Genomic DNA, 19043 nt, shown 5'->3' with positions numbered 1-19043 from the left:
GCAGGCGATCCTGGCGATCGCGGATCAGGTCGGTGACCCCAGGCGTGTTCTGCAGGGTTGCGCCTTGGGCCATCCCGGCCGTGCTCAGGCAAAAAAAAGCGGACAGCAGGCTGAGCCTGGTCCGACGCGCCAAACGCCACATTTATAGCTCCCTCTAAATGGCCTTGTGCCACTATTTTTTCGGCGATCTTAGAGTGGCGATTTGATGGCGTCAATTAAATGTACGAAAATGTTTCAGCGTTGAAATATCAATACCTGACGATAAAAAATTTAGCTTTTTGCATCAATTACTTAACCGATAAAACGGGTCTATCCTCATCAGTATGCCTCTAGCGTGTTTGAGCTGCCCATCCGGGACGGCTGGCCCATCAGGACGGCCCAAATGAAAAGCCGCGACTGGCCGCACTGCGCTCATATTCCAGAAGACACTCATAGTCGGCCTCACTGGCCGGCAGGACTTGCTTGATCGCGAGGTCACGGGAAACCTCAGGAAGCTGGCCCAAGGCTTCGTTCATTGCGTTCCTGATTGAAGCGGCGTCCGCAGCCGTTTGACCAATCGAGGTGATGTAAGGCAGGCAGGGGCTGCGCGCACTCTGCACGAGGATCCTGAGGCCTTCGATCTCGTCACTGTTATCTCGCGCAAGATAGTCGTAGGTGACGCTGTCGATGGACGTCAAATCGCCCTCGCCCTGTTTCAGCCGTCGCATGCTCTCCCGGTGGGATCCGGTGAAGGTGAGTGTCGAGAAAAACCCACGGTCGCTGATCCCGGCCAGCGTGTGGCGAAATAAATTCATTCCCGAGTTGGAATCCGGGGCGTTGATCAGGCCATGGCTGCCCTGGAAACCTGCCAGGTCAGTCGCGACCGCATCAGCCCTGCAGAGCAGCACACTGCAATGGTCCCCTCCCGAGCTATGCGTAAGCTCATAGCTCGGCCGCCCTATCAGCCTCACCTTTCCCCGCAGTGACGTGACGAATGGATAGCCGCAGGTCTGGGATAACAACAGATCCGGGGAAAGCCAGTGCGCCGCGAGATCAACGATCCGTGTTTGCCCTCGGCGTTCGCCGAGAATCTCCAGGATGCGCTCAAGCCAGGCTTGCTGTGCGTGTAAAACCCTGGCGGGAGCGAGGTACATGGATAGATCGCTGGTCATATGAAATCCATTCAGAGGGTGCGAGTGCAGCTGATCACAGCAGGAAACGGTTGGCAGGCGTCTTCAAGCCCAAGCGATCCCTCAGTGTCCCGGGTTGATATTCCTGGCGGAACACCCCTTTGGCTTGCAGCAAGGGCACCACGCCACGGGTGAACGTCTCGAAGTCAGTGGGCAAAAACGGAAACATGAGGTTGTAGCCATCGACGGCGTTCGACTCGTATAACGCTGCAAGCTTATCGGCAATATGCTCCGCCGTTCCGATCAGCAGCCAGGTACTTGAACTCTTGACCAACCGGCGCCCTATCTCGCGGATAGACAGGGAGGTGTCGTACTGCTTGAGCAGGGCCAGCTCAGTTCGAATGCCATCAAACTCGGACTCATCCGGCAACGCTGGCAATGGTCCGTCCGGCGATAGGCCTGTCAAGTCCAGGCGGGTGTAGCTGGAGACCAGGTCAATCGCCACCGCATCGATAATCAGGCTGTCCTCCAGGTGCCGACGCCGTTCCTCCTCAGTCTCATCCCTGAGCACCACCGGAAGCACGCCGGTGATGACTTTCAGATCACTGGAATGCCTGCCCTTCAACTCGAGTCGGCGATTCAAATCGGCCCTGTACGCCAACCCCTCTTCGACCGAATTGATAAAACAGAAGTGCACGTCCGCATGCGCGGCGGCCAGGTTTTTGCCGGCTTCAGACGACCCCGCCTGGGCAAGGACCGGATGCCCCTGAGGTGGACGCGGCACGTTAAGCGGCCCACGTACGTTGAAATGGGCGCCTTTGTGATTGATCGGATGAATTTTCGAGGGGTCGGCAAAGTCGCCGGTGCCCTTGTCAAACGCTAGCGCACCCTCCTCCCAGGAGTCCCATAGCTGCTTGACGACGTGGATGAATTCCTCGGCCCGCAGATAACGGTCACCGTGCTTGGTCACGCCAGACAATCTGAAATTCGAGGCCTCTTCTTCCAGCCAGGACGTCACGATATTCCAGCTGGCTCGCCCTGCGCTGAGGTAGTCCAGCGAAGCAAAATAACGCGCGAGGTTGAAGGGCTCGTTATAGGAAGTCGAAGCCGTGCCCATCAGCCCGATGTGCTCGGTAACCGCAGCCAGTGCGGACAACAGCGTGATCGGTTCCAGGCGGGCGTTGGCGTAGTGCCTCAGCCCGCTGGCCACGGAGTCCCAGACCGCGACGTGATCCGCAACAAACACCGCATCAAACTTCGCCGCCTCCGCCGCCTGCACCAGTTTTACGTAGTAACCCAGGGTCAATATCTCTTGGGTCGGTGCCAGCGGGTGGCGCCAGGAAAAACGATGATCGCCCTGGGGGTTAAAAAAGAACAAATTCAATATCATACTTTTATTCGACATAACGCCTCCGCGACCTTACCAGCGTCGCATTGATTTTCACTGGGCCGTCTTGACGGTATGTTCGGCAACCCACTGCGCCGCGACTTTCGCGGGGTCCTTGTGATCGATATCAACCAGGCGATTGAGTTGCTTGAGGTCGTCATCGGTCAGTTTTGCAGACACCTCGTTGAGCACCTGGGTGACTTGCGGGGTCAGCAACGCCTTGCGACCCAGTGGCGTGATGTTTTGCAGGGGCTGTTGGTGCTTGTCGTCCTCAAGGACAACCCAAGGCTCTTTCGCCAGGATGCCTTGCGTGGAGACCACCGTGGCCACGTCGATAGCGCCGGAGTTCAACGCCAGCCGCGACAACGGCCCGCCCATGTCCAGCGACTTGATGCTTTTGAAGTTGATGCCGTAGACCGCCTTCAACCCGGGCAGGCCTAAAGCAGCTGTGGCGACCTCGGGAGGCCCACCCAGGGTGAAATCACCCGAGACGGGCGCCAGGTCGGACAAGGTGCGCAGGTTGTACTTTTCTGCAGTCTTTTTAGTGACAGCCCAGGCGGTAATGGAGCCTGCGGACGAAGGCTCAAGCAGCTGGAGGTCCGCCGGCAACTTCTGTTGCAAAGCGCTGAGGATCTCCTTTTGGCTGGTCAGGGCGGTCTTGTCGTCATAGAAACTCAACAGTGACCCCAGGTATTCGGGAACGACGTCTATATCGCCGTTTTCCAGGGCCTGGGCGATGATCTGGCGGTTGCCCAGATTGAGTCGGGTCTTGACGTCTATCCCTTGATTTTTCAAGGCTGACGCATAGAGGTTGGCGAGAATCGTCTGCTCGGAAAAATTAGCCCCGCCAATGGTGATGGACTGAGCGCTGGCAAACGCGCTGCCCACCAGCAAGCCTAACCCCAGCAGCAATGAAACCGAGTGCGCCGGGCGAGCCTTCGAACGTTGTTTGTTTTTCATGTGGGTTTGCACCTCTGCAGAGTTAATACACACTTTCAAATGACCTCAGGTCATGTAGCGCTAAGTTCGATTTTTCCCGCCCGCCATTTTCTAACTGTGAATGTTTCTATCATTGAACAAACCCACTCACTGGCAATCGCCAGTGCCGACACCATCAGTGCGCCGCCAATAATTTGCGGCGTATCATTTCGGCCCAGTCCATCAATAAGAAACCTGCCCAGCCCACCGAAGCCGGCATACGCGGCGATGGTGGCCGTGGCGATAAGTTGCACCAGGGCTGATCGGAATCCAGAAAAGATCAACGGAAAAGCCAGCGGCAATTCAAGCTGAATAAACATCTGCCCTCTGCGCATGCCCATCGATCTGGCAGCCTGCTTCAGAGCTGAATCCACCTGATCGATGCCAACATAGATATTGGTTAATATCGGCGGGATGCTCATGGTGACCAACGCGATAATCACCGTGCTGGTTTCATAGCCAATCAGCATGATTGCAAGTATCACAATGCCCAGGGAAGGTAATGCTCGCCCAATATTGAACAGCCCTATCGCCACCTGTGCACCTTTGCGATAGTTAGCCAAAAGCACGCCGAGCGGCAACGCTATTGCACACGCAATAACCAGGCTCAAGGACACATAATAAATATGCTCTGCGAGCCGAGTCAGTATGCCGTTTTCACCCAACCAATTATCAGGAAGAGAAAACCAAAGGTAGACACTTGCGATCATGTTCATCAGCGCACCCAAGGCACCAGCCATTTATTGATTGAATAAAATAGAAAATCAAAACATAACGCCAACATCACGGTCAGGACCAGGCTGACGGCCACAGGTGTAGTGAAACTTTGAGCCAGCCCGGTAATGAACAGCTGGCCCAGCCCACCTTGTCCAATCAAGGCAGTCACAGTCACCAGCCCCACTAACGTGACCGAGGTTGTTCGTAGGCCTGCCAATAACGCAGGCAGCGCCAGTGGAAGCTCGACCCCGAGGAATCTCTGCAGGCGCGTATACCCGAGCGCACGGGCTTCCTCCACTACGTCCGCAGGGTTACTCGCAAGTCCCGCCAAGGTGTTCTGTAACACGATAAGCAAGGAATACAGGCTCAAGCCAATGACCGCCGTGGTCTTGGATAAACCGGTAAACGGCATTATCAAAATAAACAGTGCCAGGGACGGAATGGTAAAGAGTATGCCGCAGACATAAATCATCGGCCGCGCCAATCCGGGCCGCCACACCGTCAAGAGCACCATTGCACCCGCTAACAGCATCCCTGTACACAGGCCCAAGGTCACCAGTTGAATATGATCAACTAACAGCTGACCGATCTGCTGCCAGTTTTCAACGATCCAGGACCAATCAATCATTGCGCACTTCCGAAGCGCTGCTCATTGAGTGCGCTGTGAAGGCTGGCAATCGAGAGGCAACCTTCGTAACCGCCCGCCTCGTCCACGCGAACAACCACACCGATCGGCGCGGTTAGAATTTTAACCAGTGCGTGATGCAATGAGTCGTTACTCGACACCGTTGTCAGCTCCGGAACAGGCGCGCCCGACTCACTGACCCACTTCAACGGGTTGGACTTGTCATCCAGGAGAAGTTTGAATTCACAACTGACCTCATCCACCGGAAGATCAGAAACCTTCATCAGCGAAAGTCTTTTTAACAGCGGATCTTTGCCGATAAAGTTCTTCACAAACTCGCTGGCAGGATGGGCAAGGATGTTGTGAGGGGTATCGAACTGAACAAGTTTTCCTTCGCCCTCGAAGATGGCAATCCGATCACCAATCTTGATGGCCTCCTCCATATCATGGGTCACCAGGATAATGGTCTTATGCAACCGTCTCTGCAGCGCAACCAGTTCATCCTGCAGTCGCTCGCGTATCACCGGATCTAGCGCGGCAAAGGGCTCGTCCATCAATACAACCGGTGGGTCCGAGGCCAATGCCCTCGCAAGAGCGACACGGCTTTGCTGTCCGCCCGACAGCTGATTCGGGTAACGGTCCAGCAATTCCGGCTGAAGCCCAACCAGTGAGATGAGTTCGCTCACGCGCTGGCGAATTTTATGTGTGCTCCAGCCCAGCAGCCGCGGGACTGCGCCAATATTTTCGGCAACCGTCTGGTGAGGAAACAAGGCTGCGCTCTGCATCATGAAACCAATGCCACGGCGTAGGGTAACGACGTCAAGTTCATCGGTCGCAACGCCGTTGACGCAAATGCGGCCAGTGTCCTGGGTATCCAGCCTGTTGATCATGCGCAAAATGGTGGTTTTGCCGCACCCACTGGGCCCGACAAATACACAGATCTCACCCTCTCGGACGTGAAGCGTTAAATCGCTCACGGCCGTTCGCGGGCTGCCTTTATGAGTTTTCCTGATGGCTTCAAAACGTATCATTTTCCGACGCCCACATTAGCTTGCCTGTTGTTAGTGCTCAGCAGGATGGCGAGGACAATCCACGGGACTGACCAGATGTTTTTGCAATAGCTGGAAGTAGCCATGAATGACATAGCCGTTGTTTCGCGTGATCCATTGTTCACGCCTGGCTCTATACACCCTGGGTAAGTAAAACCAGGGCAAACCGGGAAGATCGTGATGAACCAGGTGAAGATTGAGGTTGAGAAACAGCCAACTCAACAGCCCCGACGATTCATTGATAACCGTTCGGTGTTCGGGAAGCGTCGACGGACGATGTTCGTAAAACGACCGGATCATGGCAATCGACAAGGCCGGCAGCGACACCAGGAACAGGTACTGGATGGCACTGATGGCGCTGTATTGCTCAACCAGGGCCAGCACTACGGCAACACTCAGTATATGAGCAGCCCACATCCGCCAAGCCATTCGTCCACTGTGAAATAGTCCTCCAATCTCACTGGCGACGAGACCTATTACTGCCAACGGCGCGCCGATAAGCAAACGACCACCCAAAGTCTTGTTTACCCATAACAACAGTTTGATATACCGAGGCGAGCGCAACCAGAAAGCACCGGTAACATAACGACTTTCCGGATCTTGCCCCGGCACCGTTAACGCCTCGTCGTGGTGATGCGCCAAATGTGTGTCCCTATAGACGTCGTAGGGGTACCACACGGCAAATGGCAGAAATCCCAGGGCTTTATTGATGCCAGCCCAACGCGTTGGATGACCGTGGATAAGCTCATGCTGAATTGACATCCACAGCACGACCAGTGGAATCAGCAAGACAAGGCTGAGTCCTTCGCCAAGTACACTCCCACAAAAAATAATAAACGCCCACGCCAGATAGAACCCGACTAACAAAAGCCAGGTAGGCCATTCAGTTTTACTCGTTACGGTGGTGCTCAGCTTAGCGATTTCAGCTCGATGAGCTTCATCCAGATAGTTTGGCATTGTTGTCAATCGTGATAGATCTTGCTCGGAGCAGGCGCCCAATCATGCAACCCCATAGCTGGGGTATTACCGGAAGATGACTGGCGGGACTGGCGGTATGGAAGTGCCCGACAACGATGATTCACATGGCGTAGAGAAGAAACGCCAAGCCTTCGCTGATTGCACTGCAGGCTTCGCTGTTGGCCTGACAAGGGAGAGGTTTGCCGGTAACGAATGGCACAGCAATGGAGGAAAAGGAACTGATGCGGATATTGCCGGCGTGATAAATCGCTGCATGGGCGCCGTCATGCGACAGAGCCTCAAGGCTGATTTGGAAGATTCGCGCGCCGGACATAGTCGTACCATAAGAATAGGATTGAACATATCCGGCGGTCCGGTCACAGCAAGGTAGCATGATGATTAATACTATCAAGGAATATATTTTATTATACTTATTCCATAAATGAATAAGCTTTAGCGGGTATCTACTGATCCCTCAGGCTACCTGACCAGCGAGTCTTTCCCGTTCTCCATTGGGTTGCGCTGACCGGTCGCGACCGGCCTGCGGGCATCTACGATTCGCACGTAGATGCCCGGACTCCACCGATATTCGGTCCAACTCCGAGGGATGTAGTTTCATTCCCTTCCAGTGAATTGCTACGTTAGGGGCACGCATAAAGGCGGTGTGTCTTTCAGCCGGATACAGTCACAGCCCATACAGTACGAACGCGGTCAGCGCGATGATGGCAACGATCATTACTTTGTTGCGCTGTCGCTGTGCCCAGAGGCGTATGTCAGCCAATGCGGGCGGGGCTCGCAACAACGCCCCGGAGACATCGTGCTGTTTGACAGTGCGCGGCCGTACACCTGCACCTTTCCCGCCGGCGACAATCAGGTCGTCCTTGCCGTACCCCGCACGTTACTGCAGACCCACCTTCCTCATAACGAGCGTTTTTTGAGCCGGACCCTGAAAAGTCAGTCGCCCCTGGGTAGCCTTGCGAAATCCATGTTATTGGAAGTCTGGAATGCGCAGACTGTGCATGACGCCGTAGTAGAACGGCTGAACGGCGCTTTCCTGGGTGTTCTGTCGAGTGCGTTTGAGGCGATTCAGGCTTGCTCGCGTACCCACTCACGCAACGCTTCGATAAACATCCGCAGGGCCATCGGCGGGTGTCGGTTGGCGGGGTAATACAAGCACGCCCCGGCATAGGTCGGGCCCCACTGCGGCAGCAGATGCACCAACCGCCCTTCGCGCACATGCGCCTCGACCTGATGCTCGGGCACCCAGGCAATGCCCAGCCCCGCCAGCGCTGCCTCTTCCATCAGGTTGAGGTTGTCCATGGTCAGCGGCCCGTCGACGTCGATGCTGGATGAACGCCCCGCATGCTCCAGGTCCCAGCGGAACAATGTGCCGCTGGCAAAGCGAAAGCGGATGCACCGATGCGCCTTGAGGTCATGGGGCGCGGTCGGCGCCGGGTACCGGCTCAGGTAATCGGGGGACGCCACGGCGGCAAATCGCACGTCCGGGCCGAAGCGCACCGCGATCATGTCGCGCGGTACGTCGTCAAACAGGCGGATACCTGCATCGAAGCCATCGGCGACGATATCGACCAGGCGGCTATCGGCCACGCACTCGATATGGATCTGCGGATGCTCAAGCAAAAATTGCGGCATAACGTGGCGAATCAACAGTTTGAACGACGACTCCGAAGCGCTCAGGCGGATCAGGCCCGACGGCGTGTTGCGCGCCGAGGTGACGTCGTTGACCGCGCACTCAAGCTCACCGAGCAGCGGCTGTACGCGCAAAAACAGTTGCTCGCCCGCCTCGGTCAGGGCCACCGAACGGGTAGTGCGGTTGAACAGGCGCAGTTCGAGGCGCGATTCAAGCCCGCGCATGGAGTGGCTCAGTGCCGAGGCCGACACCCCGAGCATCCGCGCGGCGCCGCTGAAGCTGCGGTGTTCGGCGATGGCGACAAACGCGGTCAACTCTGGAAGGCCTGCGCGGATCATTCGTGAATTTCCCTCAACTACTCATGAAACAGCATGCCAATTGTTGAACTAAGCACATGAGTCCAAAGTTTACCTTTCAACGATAACTTTGCGAAGGAGATCAACCATGTTGAAACGACAACTGGGCCAAAGCGGCTTGCACGTGTCTTCCATCGGCTTGGGCTGCATGGGCCTGAGTTTTGCCTACGGCCCCGCCCTGGAGCAAAAGGCGGCGATCAGCCTGATCCGCAGCGCGTTCGACCAAGGCGTTAATTTTTTCGACAGCGCAGAGGCTTATGGGCCCTACACCAATGAAACGCTGTTAGGCGAAGCGTTGGCGCCGATCCGCGACCACGTGGTGATCGCAACCAAGTTCGGTTTCAAAAATGGCCTGCCCGGTGAGGGCCTGGACAGCCGCCCCGAAACCATCAGGGCAGTGGTTGAAGCTTCGCTGAAACGCCTGAACACCGACCGAATCGAGCTGCTCTACCAACACCGTATCGACCCGCAGGTGCCGATTGAAGAGGTCGCGGGCACGGTGAAGCAACTGGTCGAAGAAGGCAAAGTCCTGCACTTCGGGCTGTCGGAAGCCGGGCCGGAGGCGATCCGCCGTGCGCACGCGGTGCTCCCGGTAGCCGCCCTGCAAAGCGAGTATTCACTGTGGTGGCGTGAACCTGAAGAGCAGATCCTGCCGGTACTGGAGGCGCTGGGAATCGGCTTTGTGCCCTTCAGCCCGCTGGGCAAGGGCTTCCTCACGGGCGCGATTGATGCCAACACTCAGTTCGCCAAAGACGACTTTCGCAACGTAGTGCCGCGTTTCACCGAAGAGAACCGCAAGGCCAACGCACAGCTGGTCGAGGTACTGGGGCAGATCGCCGACGGCAAAGGGGCCACCCGCGCGCAGGTGGCCCTGGCCTGGCTGTTGGCGCAAAAACCCTGGATCGTGCCGATTCCTGGCACCACCAAGCTGCATCGGCTGGAGGAGAACATCGGTGCGGCCGACCTGCTGCTGAGCCAGGCCGACCTGGTGGCGGTCGCAACGGCGCTTGAGCAGATCAAGGTCGTGGGCGATCGCTACCCGGCGCATTTGCAGAAGAACGTCAACCGCTGATTTTCCGCCCTTCAACCGGGTAACCCGGATCGGTGAAACCGTGGGTCGACGCATGGCCTGGCACCACCAGGCTGTCGACCAGCTGTTCATCCTCCGGCCCCAGCTCCAGCCCCAGCGCATCGAGGTAGCTGTCCCAATGTGCTTCGGTGCGCGGGCCGGCGATGGCCGCGCTGATCAACGGGTTTTTGAGTACCCAGGCAATCGCAAACGCCACCGACGTAGTACCGCGCTCGCTCGCACGCCGGGCGATGGCCTGCGCGATCTTCAACGACTCGGGACGCCATTCTGTCTGCTGGATACGCGTGTCACCGCGCCCTGCCCGGGTATCGGCCGGCGGCGGCGCATCCACCGGGTATTTACCGCTGAGCACACCCCGCGCGAGCGGGCTGTAAGGCACCACGCCGATCCCGTAATTGCCCGCCACCGGCAGTTGCTCGACCTCGGCGATCCGATTGACGATGTTGTACAACGGCTGGCTCACGGTCGGGCGCTGGATGCCCAGCGCATCGGCGATGCGCACCAGCTCGGCGATTTTCCAGCCATGGAAATTCGACGCGCCGTAATAGCGAATCTTGCCCTGGCGAATCAGGTCGTCAATCGCGCGCAGGCCCTCTTCCATCGGCGCATCGCTCAAGGTGCGGTGGAAATACAGGATGTCGATGCAGTCGGTGCCGAGGCGCTTCAGGCTGGCCTCGACGTTTTGCATGATCCACTTGCGCGACTGGCCCTGTTGGTTCGGACCGGCATGCGCCGACGCCGGGTAGCCGAACTTGGTCGCCAGCACCCAATCATCACGCCTGGCAGCAATGGCGCGCCCTACCACCTCTTCGGAACGCCCGGCGTGATAAGCGTCTGCCGTGTCGATGAAGTTGACGCCGGCGGCAGCGGCCTTGTCGATGATGCGCCTGCTGGTCGCTTCATCGGTCTCGCCGCCGAACATCATTGCGCCCAGGCACAAGGGCGAAATTTTCAGGGCACTGCGGCCCAGGTAGCGGTAGTTCATCATTAACCCTCACAGGCGTTTGAAAGATGAACGCAGCCTAGACCGATTCGAGTCAGCGTTTAAGCCACAAAAAAGGGATACGGTCATGAGACCGATTCATCAATGGGCTACGCCTTGTACCTCAGCGCATCCACCACCAGGGCAAGGGCCCGTGACGACTGCCGGCGGCTCGGGTAGTAGATGTGCAGGCCCGGGAAGGTTGGAAACCAGTCCTCCAGCACCCAGCACAGGCGCCCGGCGGCAACGTGTTCTGTCGCCAGATCTTGCGGCAGGTAAGCCACGCCACACCCGTCCAGCGCCGCCGCGAGCATCGGATAGGTGCCATTGAACGTCAGTTGGCCCTGCACCCGCACCTGCAGTTCGCGCTCGCCGTTGGCCAGCTCCCAGGGATAGCAACCGCCATGGGTCGGCAGCCTCAGGTTGATGCAGTTGTGCGCGGCCAGGTCGTCTGGACCCTGCGGCGCAGGGTGCGCTTGCAGGTACGCCGGCGAGGCCACCATCGCCATGCGCAGGTCGGGGCCGATGCGCACTGCAATCATGTCCTGGGCCACCTGGTTACCCAGGCGTACGCCAATGTCGTAGCGCTCGGCGACGATATCCGTCAGGCCATAGTCGGTGGTGATCTCGATGTTGATGTCGGGGTAACGCGGCATGAACGCCGACAGACGCGGCCACAACACCGAGTTCGCGGCATAGTCGGTGGCCGATATGCGCAGGGTGCCGCGGGGCGAATCGCGTAGCTCGACCACTTCCGCGAGGTCGGACTCAATCTCGTCGAAGCGCGGAGCGAGCTTGTTGAACAGCTGTTCTCCGGCTTCGGTCGGCGCCACGCTGCGCGTGGTTCGGGTCAGCAAGCGCACGCCGAGCCGGGTCTCCAGCGCACGGATGGTATGGCTCAGCGCCGACTGCGAAACACTCAGCTGAGCCGCCGCGCGGGTAAAACTGCGCTCGCGGGCGACCGCCACGAATGCCAACAAATCACCGTACCCTTCGCGCGCCATTGATGAGCCTTATGCATAAAGTGTCCGGTTCATAGCCTAGCGCATTCCCGTAGGCCACACGCAATTGATGAGCTGTGCTCATGACTTCATGCCGGTTGCGCCTCTTAATCAATCGGCGCCAGCTGCCTACCATGCACCGGGTCAACCAAGCCTTTGACCGGATGGAGTGCTCAATGAAACTGTTTACCGCCACCACCTTCGCCACCCTGCTCTGCGCCGCTGAAGTGGGCGCCGACCAAGGCCAGCCGCGGCCCGATCCAAAGCCTTCAACCGATGTGCTGGAGGCCACCCCGCAGCTCTACACGTACACCACCGAGTTGCTGTTCGGCGAAGTCTGGAAACGCACCGCGCTGATGCCGCGCGATCGCAGCCTGATCACTTTGTCTGCGCTGGTCGCCAGCGGCCAGGTCCCGCAACTCACCGGGCATATCAAGCTGGGGCTCGACAATGGCCTCACGCCGAGTGAAATCAGCGCGTTGATTACCCACCTGGCGTTCTACGCCGGCTGGCCCAACGCAATGTCCGCTGCCGGTGTCGCCAAGCAGGTCTTCAGCGAACGCAACATCTGCGCCGAGCAGATTGCGCCCCCCGCCGGCGCGCCGCTGACCCTCGATCCCGACAGCGAAGCAAAACGCCGGGCGGCCGTGGATGCAGGCGTTGGCGGCGTAGCCCCGGAATTGGCCCGCTACACCAACGATGTGTTGTTCGGCGACCTTTGGCGGCAAAGCACCCTCAGTGCCCGTGATCGCAGCCTGGTCACGGTCGCCGCGTTGATTGCCCAGGGCCAGGCGGCGCAGCTGCCGTTTCACCTGAACCGGGCGATGGACAACGGCCTGAGCCAGGCCCAGGCCGCCGAGGTGGTCACGCATCTGGCGTTCTACGTGGGTTGGCCGAAAGCAATGTCGGCGGTGCCGGTGCTCAAGGAGGTCTTCGCGTCGCGCCAGTAAGAGCCGACGCTATCTTGGCTGGTAGGTATCCGCGATCAATTTGGCCAGGGTCGCCTGATCAAATGGCTTGGGCAGTCGCGTCAACTTGGTGGTGGTGGCCAGCGGCATTTCTGCGAACCCCGAGGACAGGATAATCGGCAGCCCCGGCAGCAAACGTGTGATGTTGTCAGCCAGCTCGATGCCCGTCATTTCCGGCATGACCATGTCGGTGATGGCCAGGTCGACCACGGTCTGTTGCTCAAGCAAGGTCAGCGCCTCGTGCCCGCCTGACGCGGATACAACGCGGTGGCCGAGGTCTTCCAGCATGGCTCGGGTGCTGATCAGCACCAGTGGGTCGTCATCCACAAGCAAGATCTGCAGGCTGGGTTGAGGCACGGAGGGTGAGCGCTCAGTGCTTGAATCCACCGCCGTCGATTCCGCCTGTTGTGGGCTGGCCGGCTGCGCTACCGGCAGCCAGAGCTCCGCGGTGGTGCCCTCCCCGACGGTGCTTTTCAATACAAAACGGCCTTGGGATTGCGCCGCCAGCCCATGCACCATCGACAGTCCGAGCCCGGTGCCTTTGCCTGCACCTTTGGTGGTGAAAAACGGCTCCATGGCGCGCTGCAACGTCGCCTCGCTCATGCCCGGCCCTTTGTCGATGACCGAGATGCAGATCAGCCTGGCCGCATCCGCCGAGTGCCCTGGAAACGCCGCTTCCCGCGCCGAGATCAAAATCACCCCTTGCCCCTCCATCGCATCGCGCGCATTGATCACCAGGTTCATCACGGCCATTTCCAGCTGGCCCATGTCGACCAATACCCGGTTCAACACCAACGGGAATCGGGTTTCGACGACGATCCCGGCGCCGATCATCCGCGACAGCAGGTCCGACATGTTGCGGATCAGGTCCACCACGTCCACGGGTTGCGGGTCAAGCTCCTGGCGGCGCGCGAAGGCGAGCATGCGCTGGGTGAGCCTGGCGCCGCGCTCAGCCCCGGCAACCGCGTTCTGCAACAGCGAGAGGACCTTGGAGTCGGCAGGCACGCGCTTTTTCGCGAGTTCCAGGCTGCCGAGGATTACCATCAGCAGGTTATTGAAGTCATGGGCGATACCGCCTGTGAGCTGCCCCAACGACTCCATTTTCTGCGACTGGAACAACGCCTCGCGGGTTTCCTTGATCAGCTGCTGGGCCTGCACGCTCTCCGTCACATCGCGGGTGATCTTGGCGAACCCGATGAGTTCGCCCTGTTCATTTTTGATCGGATCGATCACCACATGCGCCACGAAACTCGTGCCGTCCTTGCGCACACGTCGCCCTTGGCCTTCGTAACGCCCCTCGCGCACCACCGTTTCCAGTGCACGCTGGGGCACGCCGCTGTGTGCGTCATCCGCCTGGAAAAACAACGAGAAATGCTTGCCGATCACTTCAGCCGGCGCATAGCCCTTGATGCGTTGGGCCCCCGCATTCCAGGTGGTGATGATACCCAGAGGGTCGAGCATATACAGCGCGTAGTCGGTAACGCCCTGCACGAGCATGCTGAACTGCCGCTCACTTTCACGCAGTGCCTGCTCTGCGGCTTTGCGCTCGGTGAGGTCGCGGGTCACCTTGGCGAAGCCGATCAGCGTGCCATCGGCCGCGCGTATCGGGTCGATGATCACCAGGGCCCAGAGCCGCGAGCCATCCTTGCGCACGCGCCAACCTTCACCCTCGAAACGCCCTGACTCTGCGGCACACTGCAGCGCCCGGGTGGGCAGGCCGGTGGCCAGGTCTTGCGGCGTATAGAACATCGAGAAATGCTTGCCCAGCACATCACTTTGCTCGTATTGCTTGATGCGCTTGGCGCCGGAGTTCCAACTGCGGATCAGGCCGTCGGTGTCCAGCATGTAGATGGCGTAGTCCACCACGGCCTCAACGAGCAGGCGATAACGGTCGTCCTGGCTAAAAGATTCAGTGGTGGGCACCGACGACATGATGAAAGCCTCGTGAACGACAGAGTGAGTTGCTTGAGTATGTCGAAAAAAAACCGCCCCATCAGGTTAAATCGAGTCTGGCTCAGATTCCCGTCGCGCGGGCGCTCAACAGCGCAGGCAGTTCGACGCGCAGCCACTCCACCCAGGTGCGCACCTTGGCGTCGAGGAACCGCCGCGACGGGTACAGCGCAAAGATGCTGCGTTCGCGCAGCCGATAATCAGGCAGCAAGCGCACCAGCGATCCGTCCTGCAAGGCCGGATGCGCGCTGAAAAACGGCAACAGGCTGATGCCCATGCCCTCCTGCGTCGCCTTGACCATGGCGTCGGCGACATTGGTTCTGAAACCGGTCCCCGGTGCAATTGTGATGTCCGTCTCTGCGCCCTGGAAGCGCCAGTCATCCTCCTGAAAGTCCTGCAGGTGCAAGCGCCGGTGTTGCAGCAACTCATGGGGGTGCGCCGGTACGCCGTGCCTGGCCAGGTAGGCCGGGGCCGCGCAGGGCACGCTGAACAGCTGCCCCAGCGTTTGGCTGACCAGCGCCGAATCTGGCAGCGCATGGGCGATGGAAATCACCACATCATGCCCTTCTTCAAGCGGGTCCGGGTTGTGCTGGGACAGGGTCAGCTCCAGCGACACGTCGGGGTAGCGCTCGCAGTAGCGCGCAATCAGCGGCGTGATCAGCACGCCCAGGCCGCTCATGCAATGCACGCGCAAACGGCCGCGCGGGTTGAGGTGGGCGCCGCTGGCTTCGGCGCTGGCCTCCCTGACGTCGTCGAGGATACCCCGGCAACGCAGCAGAAAACGCTCGCCCGACTCGGTCAGGTTCAGGCGCCGGGTGGTGCGCTGCAAGAGGCGCGTCTGCAGGTGTTGCTCCAGGTCGGCAATCAACCGCGAGACCTGCGCGCCAGACAGATTCAATACGTCCGCCGCCCCCGCAAAGCTGCCGCTGTCGACGACCTGGGCAAATACCCGCATCCCGTTGAGCAAATCCATCAGTGCGGCTCCTTGATTACTACGTGATGCGTACGAGTCATTTACCGGTTCCCGGCTTTAACGCCACGCTGCAGCCACTACACTGCAAGCTACTGACAGAGGGCTACAGCATGAACATCAAATGTCTCAGTCTTATCCTGCTGTTCACCGCCACCGGCGCATTCGCCGCCGATGGCAATGACAGCCCGGCGCTGGACATCCAGCAGATTATTTCCAGCAGCCCCACGCCCGGCAGTTGCCAGGTGGAACCGGCGACCCTGGTGTATCTGGACAGCCAGGGCGTCAGTCACACCGTCAATTACACGGTGATGGGCACCTGCCAGGGCGGAGTTTAAAGCAGCTTCCAGGTGTAACTGAGGATCAGCCGGTTCTCATCGATATCACTGCGGTAGTTGGAGCGCGCCATCACATTGCGCAGGCGAATACCCAGGCCGCTCAAGGGCCCAGTTTGCAAGGCGTAACCGATGTCGAGGTCGCGCTCGCGGTCCTTGCCCTCGTAGCCTGCCCCGGTAGTGACGTTGTTGCCGGTGATATAGCGCACGGTGGTGGTCAGCCCTGGAATGCCCAGCGCCAAAAAGTCGTAGTCGTAGCGCACTTGCCAGGAGCGTTCGTCGGTGTAGGCGAACTCGTAGGTGGGCACCTCGTTGCCCAGCGGCGTGATATTCGCAAACACCCGTGGGAAGGCACTGTCGCCATACATCGCCTGGTAACCGAGGTAGAACGTATGGCCACCGCGCTTGGCCGACAGCAGCGAGAAAAACGCCTGGTTGTCGATTTTGCCGACCAACTGGTCGCCGTCTTCCCGTGCATCGTAGTAACCGAGGTTAGCGCCCAGCACCCACGGTCCGATGGGCTGGCTGTGCTTGAGGCCGACAAAGCCCTGGGCATAGATATCCTTCAACTGGCCGTGCCAGAGGCTGAGGCTGGTGCGGTTGCCATTGAAGGCGTAATCGCCGCCGACATAGTTGAACGCATCACTTTCGGCGCCACGCTGCGGCACATGGCCGAGCATGGCGATCATCTTCTCGTCACCGGCCTCGTTGCGCAGGCGGGTGGTGGTCAGGTGCCCGGCCTGCAGCGTAAGGCCGCTGATTTCGCTGGAGCTGAGGCTCAGCCCCTGGTAACTCGGCGGTAACAGGCGGATGTCGCTGAACGCTAGCACCGGCAGGTTGGGCTGCAACTCACCGACCTTCAGCTCGGTCTTGGATACTTTCGTTTTCAGGGTCAGGCCCAGGCGGCTGTAGTTATCGGCGGCACGCCCATCGTCCTTGACCGGCAGCAAGCCGGTGTTGGCACGATCCGGGCTGCTGTCGAGCTTGAGGCCCAGGGTGCCCAGCGCATCCAGGCCAAAGCCCACGGGGCCTGGGGTGTAGCCGGACTTGTAGGTGAGGATAAAGCCCTGGCCCCACTCCTCTGCTTTCGATTGCCGGTTGGCGCCGACGATGTCGGAAAAGTCGCGGCTGAAGTAATAATTGCGCGCCTGCAAGGTCGCCGTGGAGCCTTCGAAGAAACCGCCCTCGTCAGCCGTCGCCGCAAGGGGCACGCCCAACAGGGCGAGCCAGATCCGTTGTGTGTTCATGTCGTTGCTCTTAGTTATTGTTATCGACGGTTTGGCCATTCACAGCGCCTGGGCGGCCGGCAAGGCAATGCGCGTGCGCCGCTCATTCAGGGCGAACACCGTCATCGCCACGGCCGCAACGGCACCGGGGATGGCGAAGGCGATGAAGTTCAGTTGCAGCGGCAGCTCGATGGCCATCAGCGCACCGCCCAGCAACGGGCCGACGATGGCGCCATTGCGGCCGATACCGGAGGCCCAGCCCAGGCCGGTGGCACGCATCGACAGGCCATACAGCTGCGCCGCCCCCGCATACAACAGGATCTGCGTGCCGATGGTGGTTGCCCCCGCGACGAAAATCAGCAGGTACAACACCGGCATCGGGCTGTTGATTCCGAGCAGGCTGATGGATACAACGCCGGCGATGAAAAAGCCGATCGTCACGGTCACCAGGTTCATCCGATCGCCCAAACGGCCGCCAATCAGCGCGCCGGCCATGCCGCCGAGGTTCAGCGCAATCAGGAATGACAGGCTCGACCCCAGGCTATAACCCGCCCCGGCCATCAGCTTGGGCAGCCATGAGCTCAACGCATAGACCATCAGCAGGCAGCAGAAAAACGCGACCCAGATCATCGCTGTGCGCACCGCCAGGCCATGGCGGAACAACTCCACCACCGAGGCGCCCTTGCCTTTGTCGTCCGCGATCACCAGCTCATCCTCGGCAGTGATCAGCGTGCCTGGCGACAGCCGCGTCAGCAGCTCCCGGGCCTGTTCGGTGCGGCCCTGGCGGATCAGAAAGCCGATGGATTCAGGCAGCCAGATCACAATCAGCGGCAACAGCAACAGCGGGATGACCGCGACGAAGAACATCGACTGCCAGCCATAGTTGGGCAGCATGAAAATCCCCACGCTGGCCGCGAGCATGCCGCCCAGGGAATAGCCGCTGAACATGAACGCCATCAAGGTGCTGCGAAATTTCTTCGGCGCGTATTCATTGATCAGCGCGGCCGCATTGGGCATCAACCCGCCACAGCCGAGGCCGGCGATAAACCGGCAGATCCCAAACTCGGTCGGGCTGCTGGCAAAGCCGTTGACCACCGTGGCGATGCTGAACAACGCAAAGCAGAACACGATGCCCTTCTTGCGCCCGAAGCGGTCGGCCAGGGTGCCGAAGAGCAGCGCGCCGAACATCATGCCGAACAGCGCATAACTGCCCAGGGCGCCGGCCTGCAGGGGGGTCAGGCCCCACTCGCGCATGATCGACGGCAGGACCACGCCGTAGATAAACAAGTCATAGCCGTCAAAGATCAACAGCAAGGCGCACAAGCTGACGATCAGCCAGTGGAAACGGTTGAACGGGGCATTGTCGATAATCGAATGGACATCATGGGTACGCATGGCAGTGCTCTCTTTATTGTTGTTGTGAGTCAGTGTCTGCAGGTCAAACAGCAATCAGCCGAGGTCGCCACCGCCTACCGGCAAGGTCACGCCGGTGATGTAGGACGCCTCATCAGAGGCCAGGAACAGGATGGCGGCGGCTTGTTCATCGATGCTGCCGTAACGTTTCATCAGGCTGCTGTCGAGGGTCTGGTCGACGATCTGCTGATACCACACGCGTTCCTGCTCGCTCTGTGGCTGGCTGTTGCGCGGGATGCGCCGTGGCGGCGCCTCGGTGCCGCCGGGTGCGGTGGCGTT

Annotated in this window: 20 protein-coding genes; 5 read left to right on the top strand and 15 right to left on the bottom strand. The window is 59.5% G+C overall.

From position 1 onward, the window contains the following. Window positions 1–368 precede the first annotated feature (368 nt). From WBR57_RS12545 to WBR57_RS12515, 7 genes are all read right to left on the bottom strand, one after another. The gene (locus tag WBR57_RS12545) at window positions 369–1151 is read right to left on the bottom strand and encodes a phosphate/phosphite/phosphonate ABC transporter substrate-binding protein (RefSeq protein ID WP_424084104.1); all 783 of its coding nucleotides are present in this window, start codon (window positions 1149–1151) and stop codon (window positions 369–371) included. 34 nt (window positions 1152–1185) lie between these two features. Beyond that, on the bottom strand, window positions 1186–2514 hold the full coding sequence (locus WBR57_RS12540; protein ID WP_424084103.1) for an LLM class flavin-dependent oxidoreductase: 1329 nt from the start codon (window positions 2512–2514) through the stop codon (window positions 1186–1188). A 36-nt stretch (window positions 2515–2550) separates the two neighbouring features. Continuing rightward, window positions 2551–3456 carry an ABC transporter substrate-binding protein gene (locus WBR57_RS12535; protein ID WP_424084102.1) on the bottom strand — a complete coding sequence of 302 codons (906 nt, stop codon included), beginning with the start codon at window positions 3454–3456 and terminating at the stop codon, window positions 2551–2553. Window positions 3457–3506: 50 nt separating this feature from the next. Continuing rightward, complete coding sequence (locus WBR57_RS12530; RefSeq protein ID WP_424084101.1) at window positions 3507–4190, bottom strand: ABC transporter permease; 684 nt, start codon at window positions 4188–4190, stop codon at window positions 3507–3509. Beyond that, window positions 4190–4819 carry an ABC transporter permease gene (locus WBR57_RS12525; RefSeq protein WP_424084100.1) on the bottom strand — a complete coding sequence of 210 codons (630 nt, stop codon included), beginning with the start codon at window positions 4817–4819 and terminating at the stop codon, window positions 4190–4192. Before WBR57_RS12525 ends, WBR57_RS12530 begins: the two co-directional genes overlap by 1 nt. Next, window positions 4816–5793, bottom strand: coding sequence for an ABC transporter ATP-binding protein (locus tag WBR57_RS12520; protein ID WP_424084099.1), 978 nt, complete (start codon window positions 5791–5793; stop codon window positions 4816–4818). Before WBR57_RS12520 ends, WBR57_RS12525 begins: the two co-directional genes overlap by 4 nt. Window positions 5794–5877: 84 nt before the next feature. Then, entirely contained in the window at window positions 5878–6822 is a 945-nt protein-coding gene (locus WBR57_RS12515; protein ID WP_424084098.1) for a fatty acid desaturase, read from the bottom strand. A gap of 97 nt (window positions 6823–6919) precedes the next feature. Between WBR57_RS12515 and WBR57_RS12510 the strand changes: the two genes are divergently transcribed. Together WBR57_RS12510 and WBR57_RS12505 are read left to right on the top strand one after the other, a co-directional pair. Then, window positions 6920–7213 carry a hypothetical protein gene (locus WBR57_RS12510; protein WP_424084097.1) on the top strand — a complete coding sequence of 98 codons (294 nt, stop codon included), beginning with the start codon at window positions 6920–6922 and terminating at the stop codon, window positions 7211–7213. A gap of 237 nt (window positions 7214–7450) precedes the next feature. Further along, on the top strand, window positions 7451–7990 hold the full coding sequence (locus tag WBR57_RS12505; protein WP_424084096.1) for a hypothetical protein: 540 nt from the start codon (window positions 7451–7453) through the stop codon (window positions 7988–7990). Here the strand turns inward: WBR57_RS12505 and WBR57_RS12500 are convergent. Next, window positions 7909–8811: a LysR family transcriptional regulator gene (locus WBR57_RS12500; protein ID WP_424084095.1), complete on the bottom strand. Its 903-nt coding sequence runs from the start codon at window positions 8809–8811 to the stop codon at window positions 7909–7911. The two genes, WBR57_RS12505 and WBR57_RS12500, sit on opposite strands and share 82 nt — an antisense overlap. A 106-nt stretch (window positions 8812–8917) precedes the next feature. Between WBR57_RS12500 and WBR57_RS12495 the strand changes: the two genes are divergently transcribed. Then, window positions 8918–9901, top strand: a complete 984-nt coding sequence (locus WBR57_RS12495; RefSeq protein WP_424084094.1) for an aldo/keto reductase — start codon at window positions 8918–8920, stop codon at window positions 9899–9901. Here the strand turns inward: WBR57_RS12495 and WBR57_RS12490 are convergent. Then, window positions 9891–10904, bottom strand: coding sequence for an aldo/keto reductase (locus tag WBR57_RS12490; RefSeq protein ID WP_424084093.1), 1014 nt, complete (start codon window positions 10902–10904; stop codon window positions 9891–9893). The two genes, WBR57_RS12495 and WBR57_RS12490, sit on opposite strands and share 11 nt — an antisense overlap. 107 nt (window positions 10905–11011) lie before the next feature. Then, window positions 11012–11905 (bottom strand): LysR family transcriptional regulator, encoded by an 894-nt coding sequence (locus WBR57_RS12485; protein WP_424084092.1) that lies wholly within the window; start codon window positions 11903–11905, stop codon window positions 11012–11014. 173 nt (window positions 11906–12078) lie between these two features. Between WBR57_RS12485 and WBR57_RS12480 the strand changes: the two genes are divergently transcribed. Beyond that, on the top strand, window positions 12079–12852 hold the full coding sequence (locus WBR57_RS12480) for a carboxymuconolactone decarboxylase family protein (protein ID WP_424084091.1): 774 nt from the start codon (window positions 12079–12081) through the stop codon (window positions 12850–12852). A 9-nt stretch (window positions 12853–12861) separates the two neighbouring features. Here WBR57_RS12480 and WBR57_RS12475 read toward each other — a convergent pair whose 3' ends face one another. Further along, window positions 12862–14802 carry a PAS domain S-box protein gene (locus WBR57_RS12475; protein WP_424084090.1) on the bottom strand — a complete coding sequence of 647 codons (1941 nt, stop codon included), beginning with the start codon at window positions 14800–14802 and terminating at the stop codon, window positions 12862–12864. An 82-nt stretch (window positions 14803–14884) separates the two neighbouring features. Then, window positions 14885–15793: a LysR family transcriptional regulator gene (locus WBR57_RS12470; protein WP_424084089.1), complete on the bottom strand. Its 909-nt coding sequence runs from the start codon at window positions 15791–15793 to the stop codon at window positions 14885–14887. Window positions 15794–15903: 110 nt separating this feature from the next. Between WBR57_RS12470 and WBR57_RS12465 the strand changes: the two genes are divergently transcribed. Further along, the gene (locus WBR57_RS12465; RefSeq protein WP_424084088.1) at window positions 15904–16128 is read left to right on the top strand and encodes a DUF2790 domain-containing protein; all 225 of its coding nucleotides are present in this window, start codon (window positions 15904–15906) and stop codon (window positions 16126–16128) included. On the opposite strand, the gene WBR57_RS12460 is transcribed toward WBR57_RS12465, so the two are convergent. The 3 genes from WBR57_RS12460 to WBR57_RS12450 form a co-directional block, all read right to left on the bottom strand. Then, entirely contained in the window at window positions 16125–17372 is a 1248-nt protein-coding gene (locus tag WBR57_RS12460; protein ID WP_424084087.1) for an OprD family porin, read from the bottom strand. The two genes, WBR57_RS12465 and WBR57_RS12460, sit on opposite strands and share 4 nt — an antisense overlap. A 39-nt stretch (window positions 17373–17411) precedes the next feature. After that, the gene (locus WBR57_RS12455; RefSeq protein ID WP_424084086.1) at window positions 17412–18746 is read right to left on the bottom strand and encodes an MFS transporter; all 1335 of its coding nucleotides are present in this window, start codon (window positions 18744–18746) and stop codon (window positions 17412–17414) included. A gap of 54 nt (window positions 18747–18800) precedes the next feature. Continuing rightward, on the bottom strand, window positions 18801–19043 hold a 243-nt coding region (locus tag WBR57_RS12450; protein WP_424084085.1), incomplete at its 5' end, for an SDR family oxidoreductase.

It is taken from the genome of Pseudomonas sp. (assembly GCF_049590575.1).
Taxonomy (GTDB): Bacteria; Pseudomonadota; Gammaproteobacteria; order Pseudomonadales; family Pseudomonadaceae; genus Aquipseudomonas.
The sequence above is the reverse complement of the archived record's forward strand: the minus strand, read 5'-3'. Positions and strand labels throughout refer to the sequence as shown.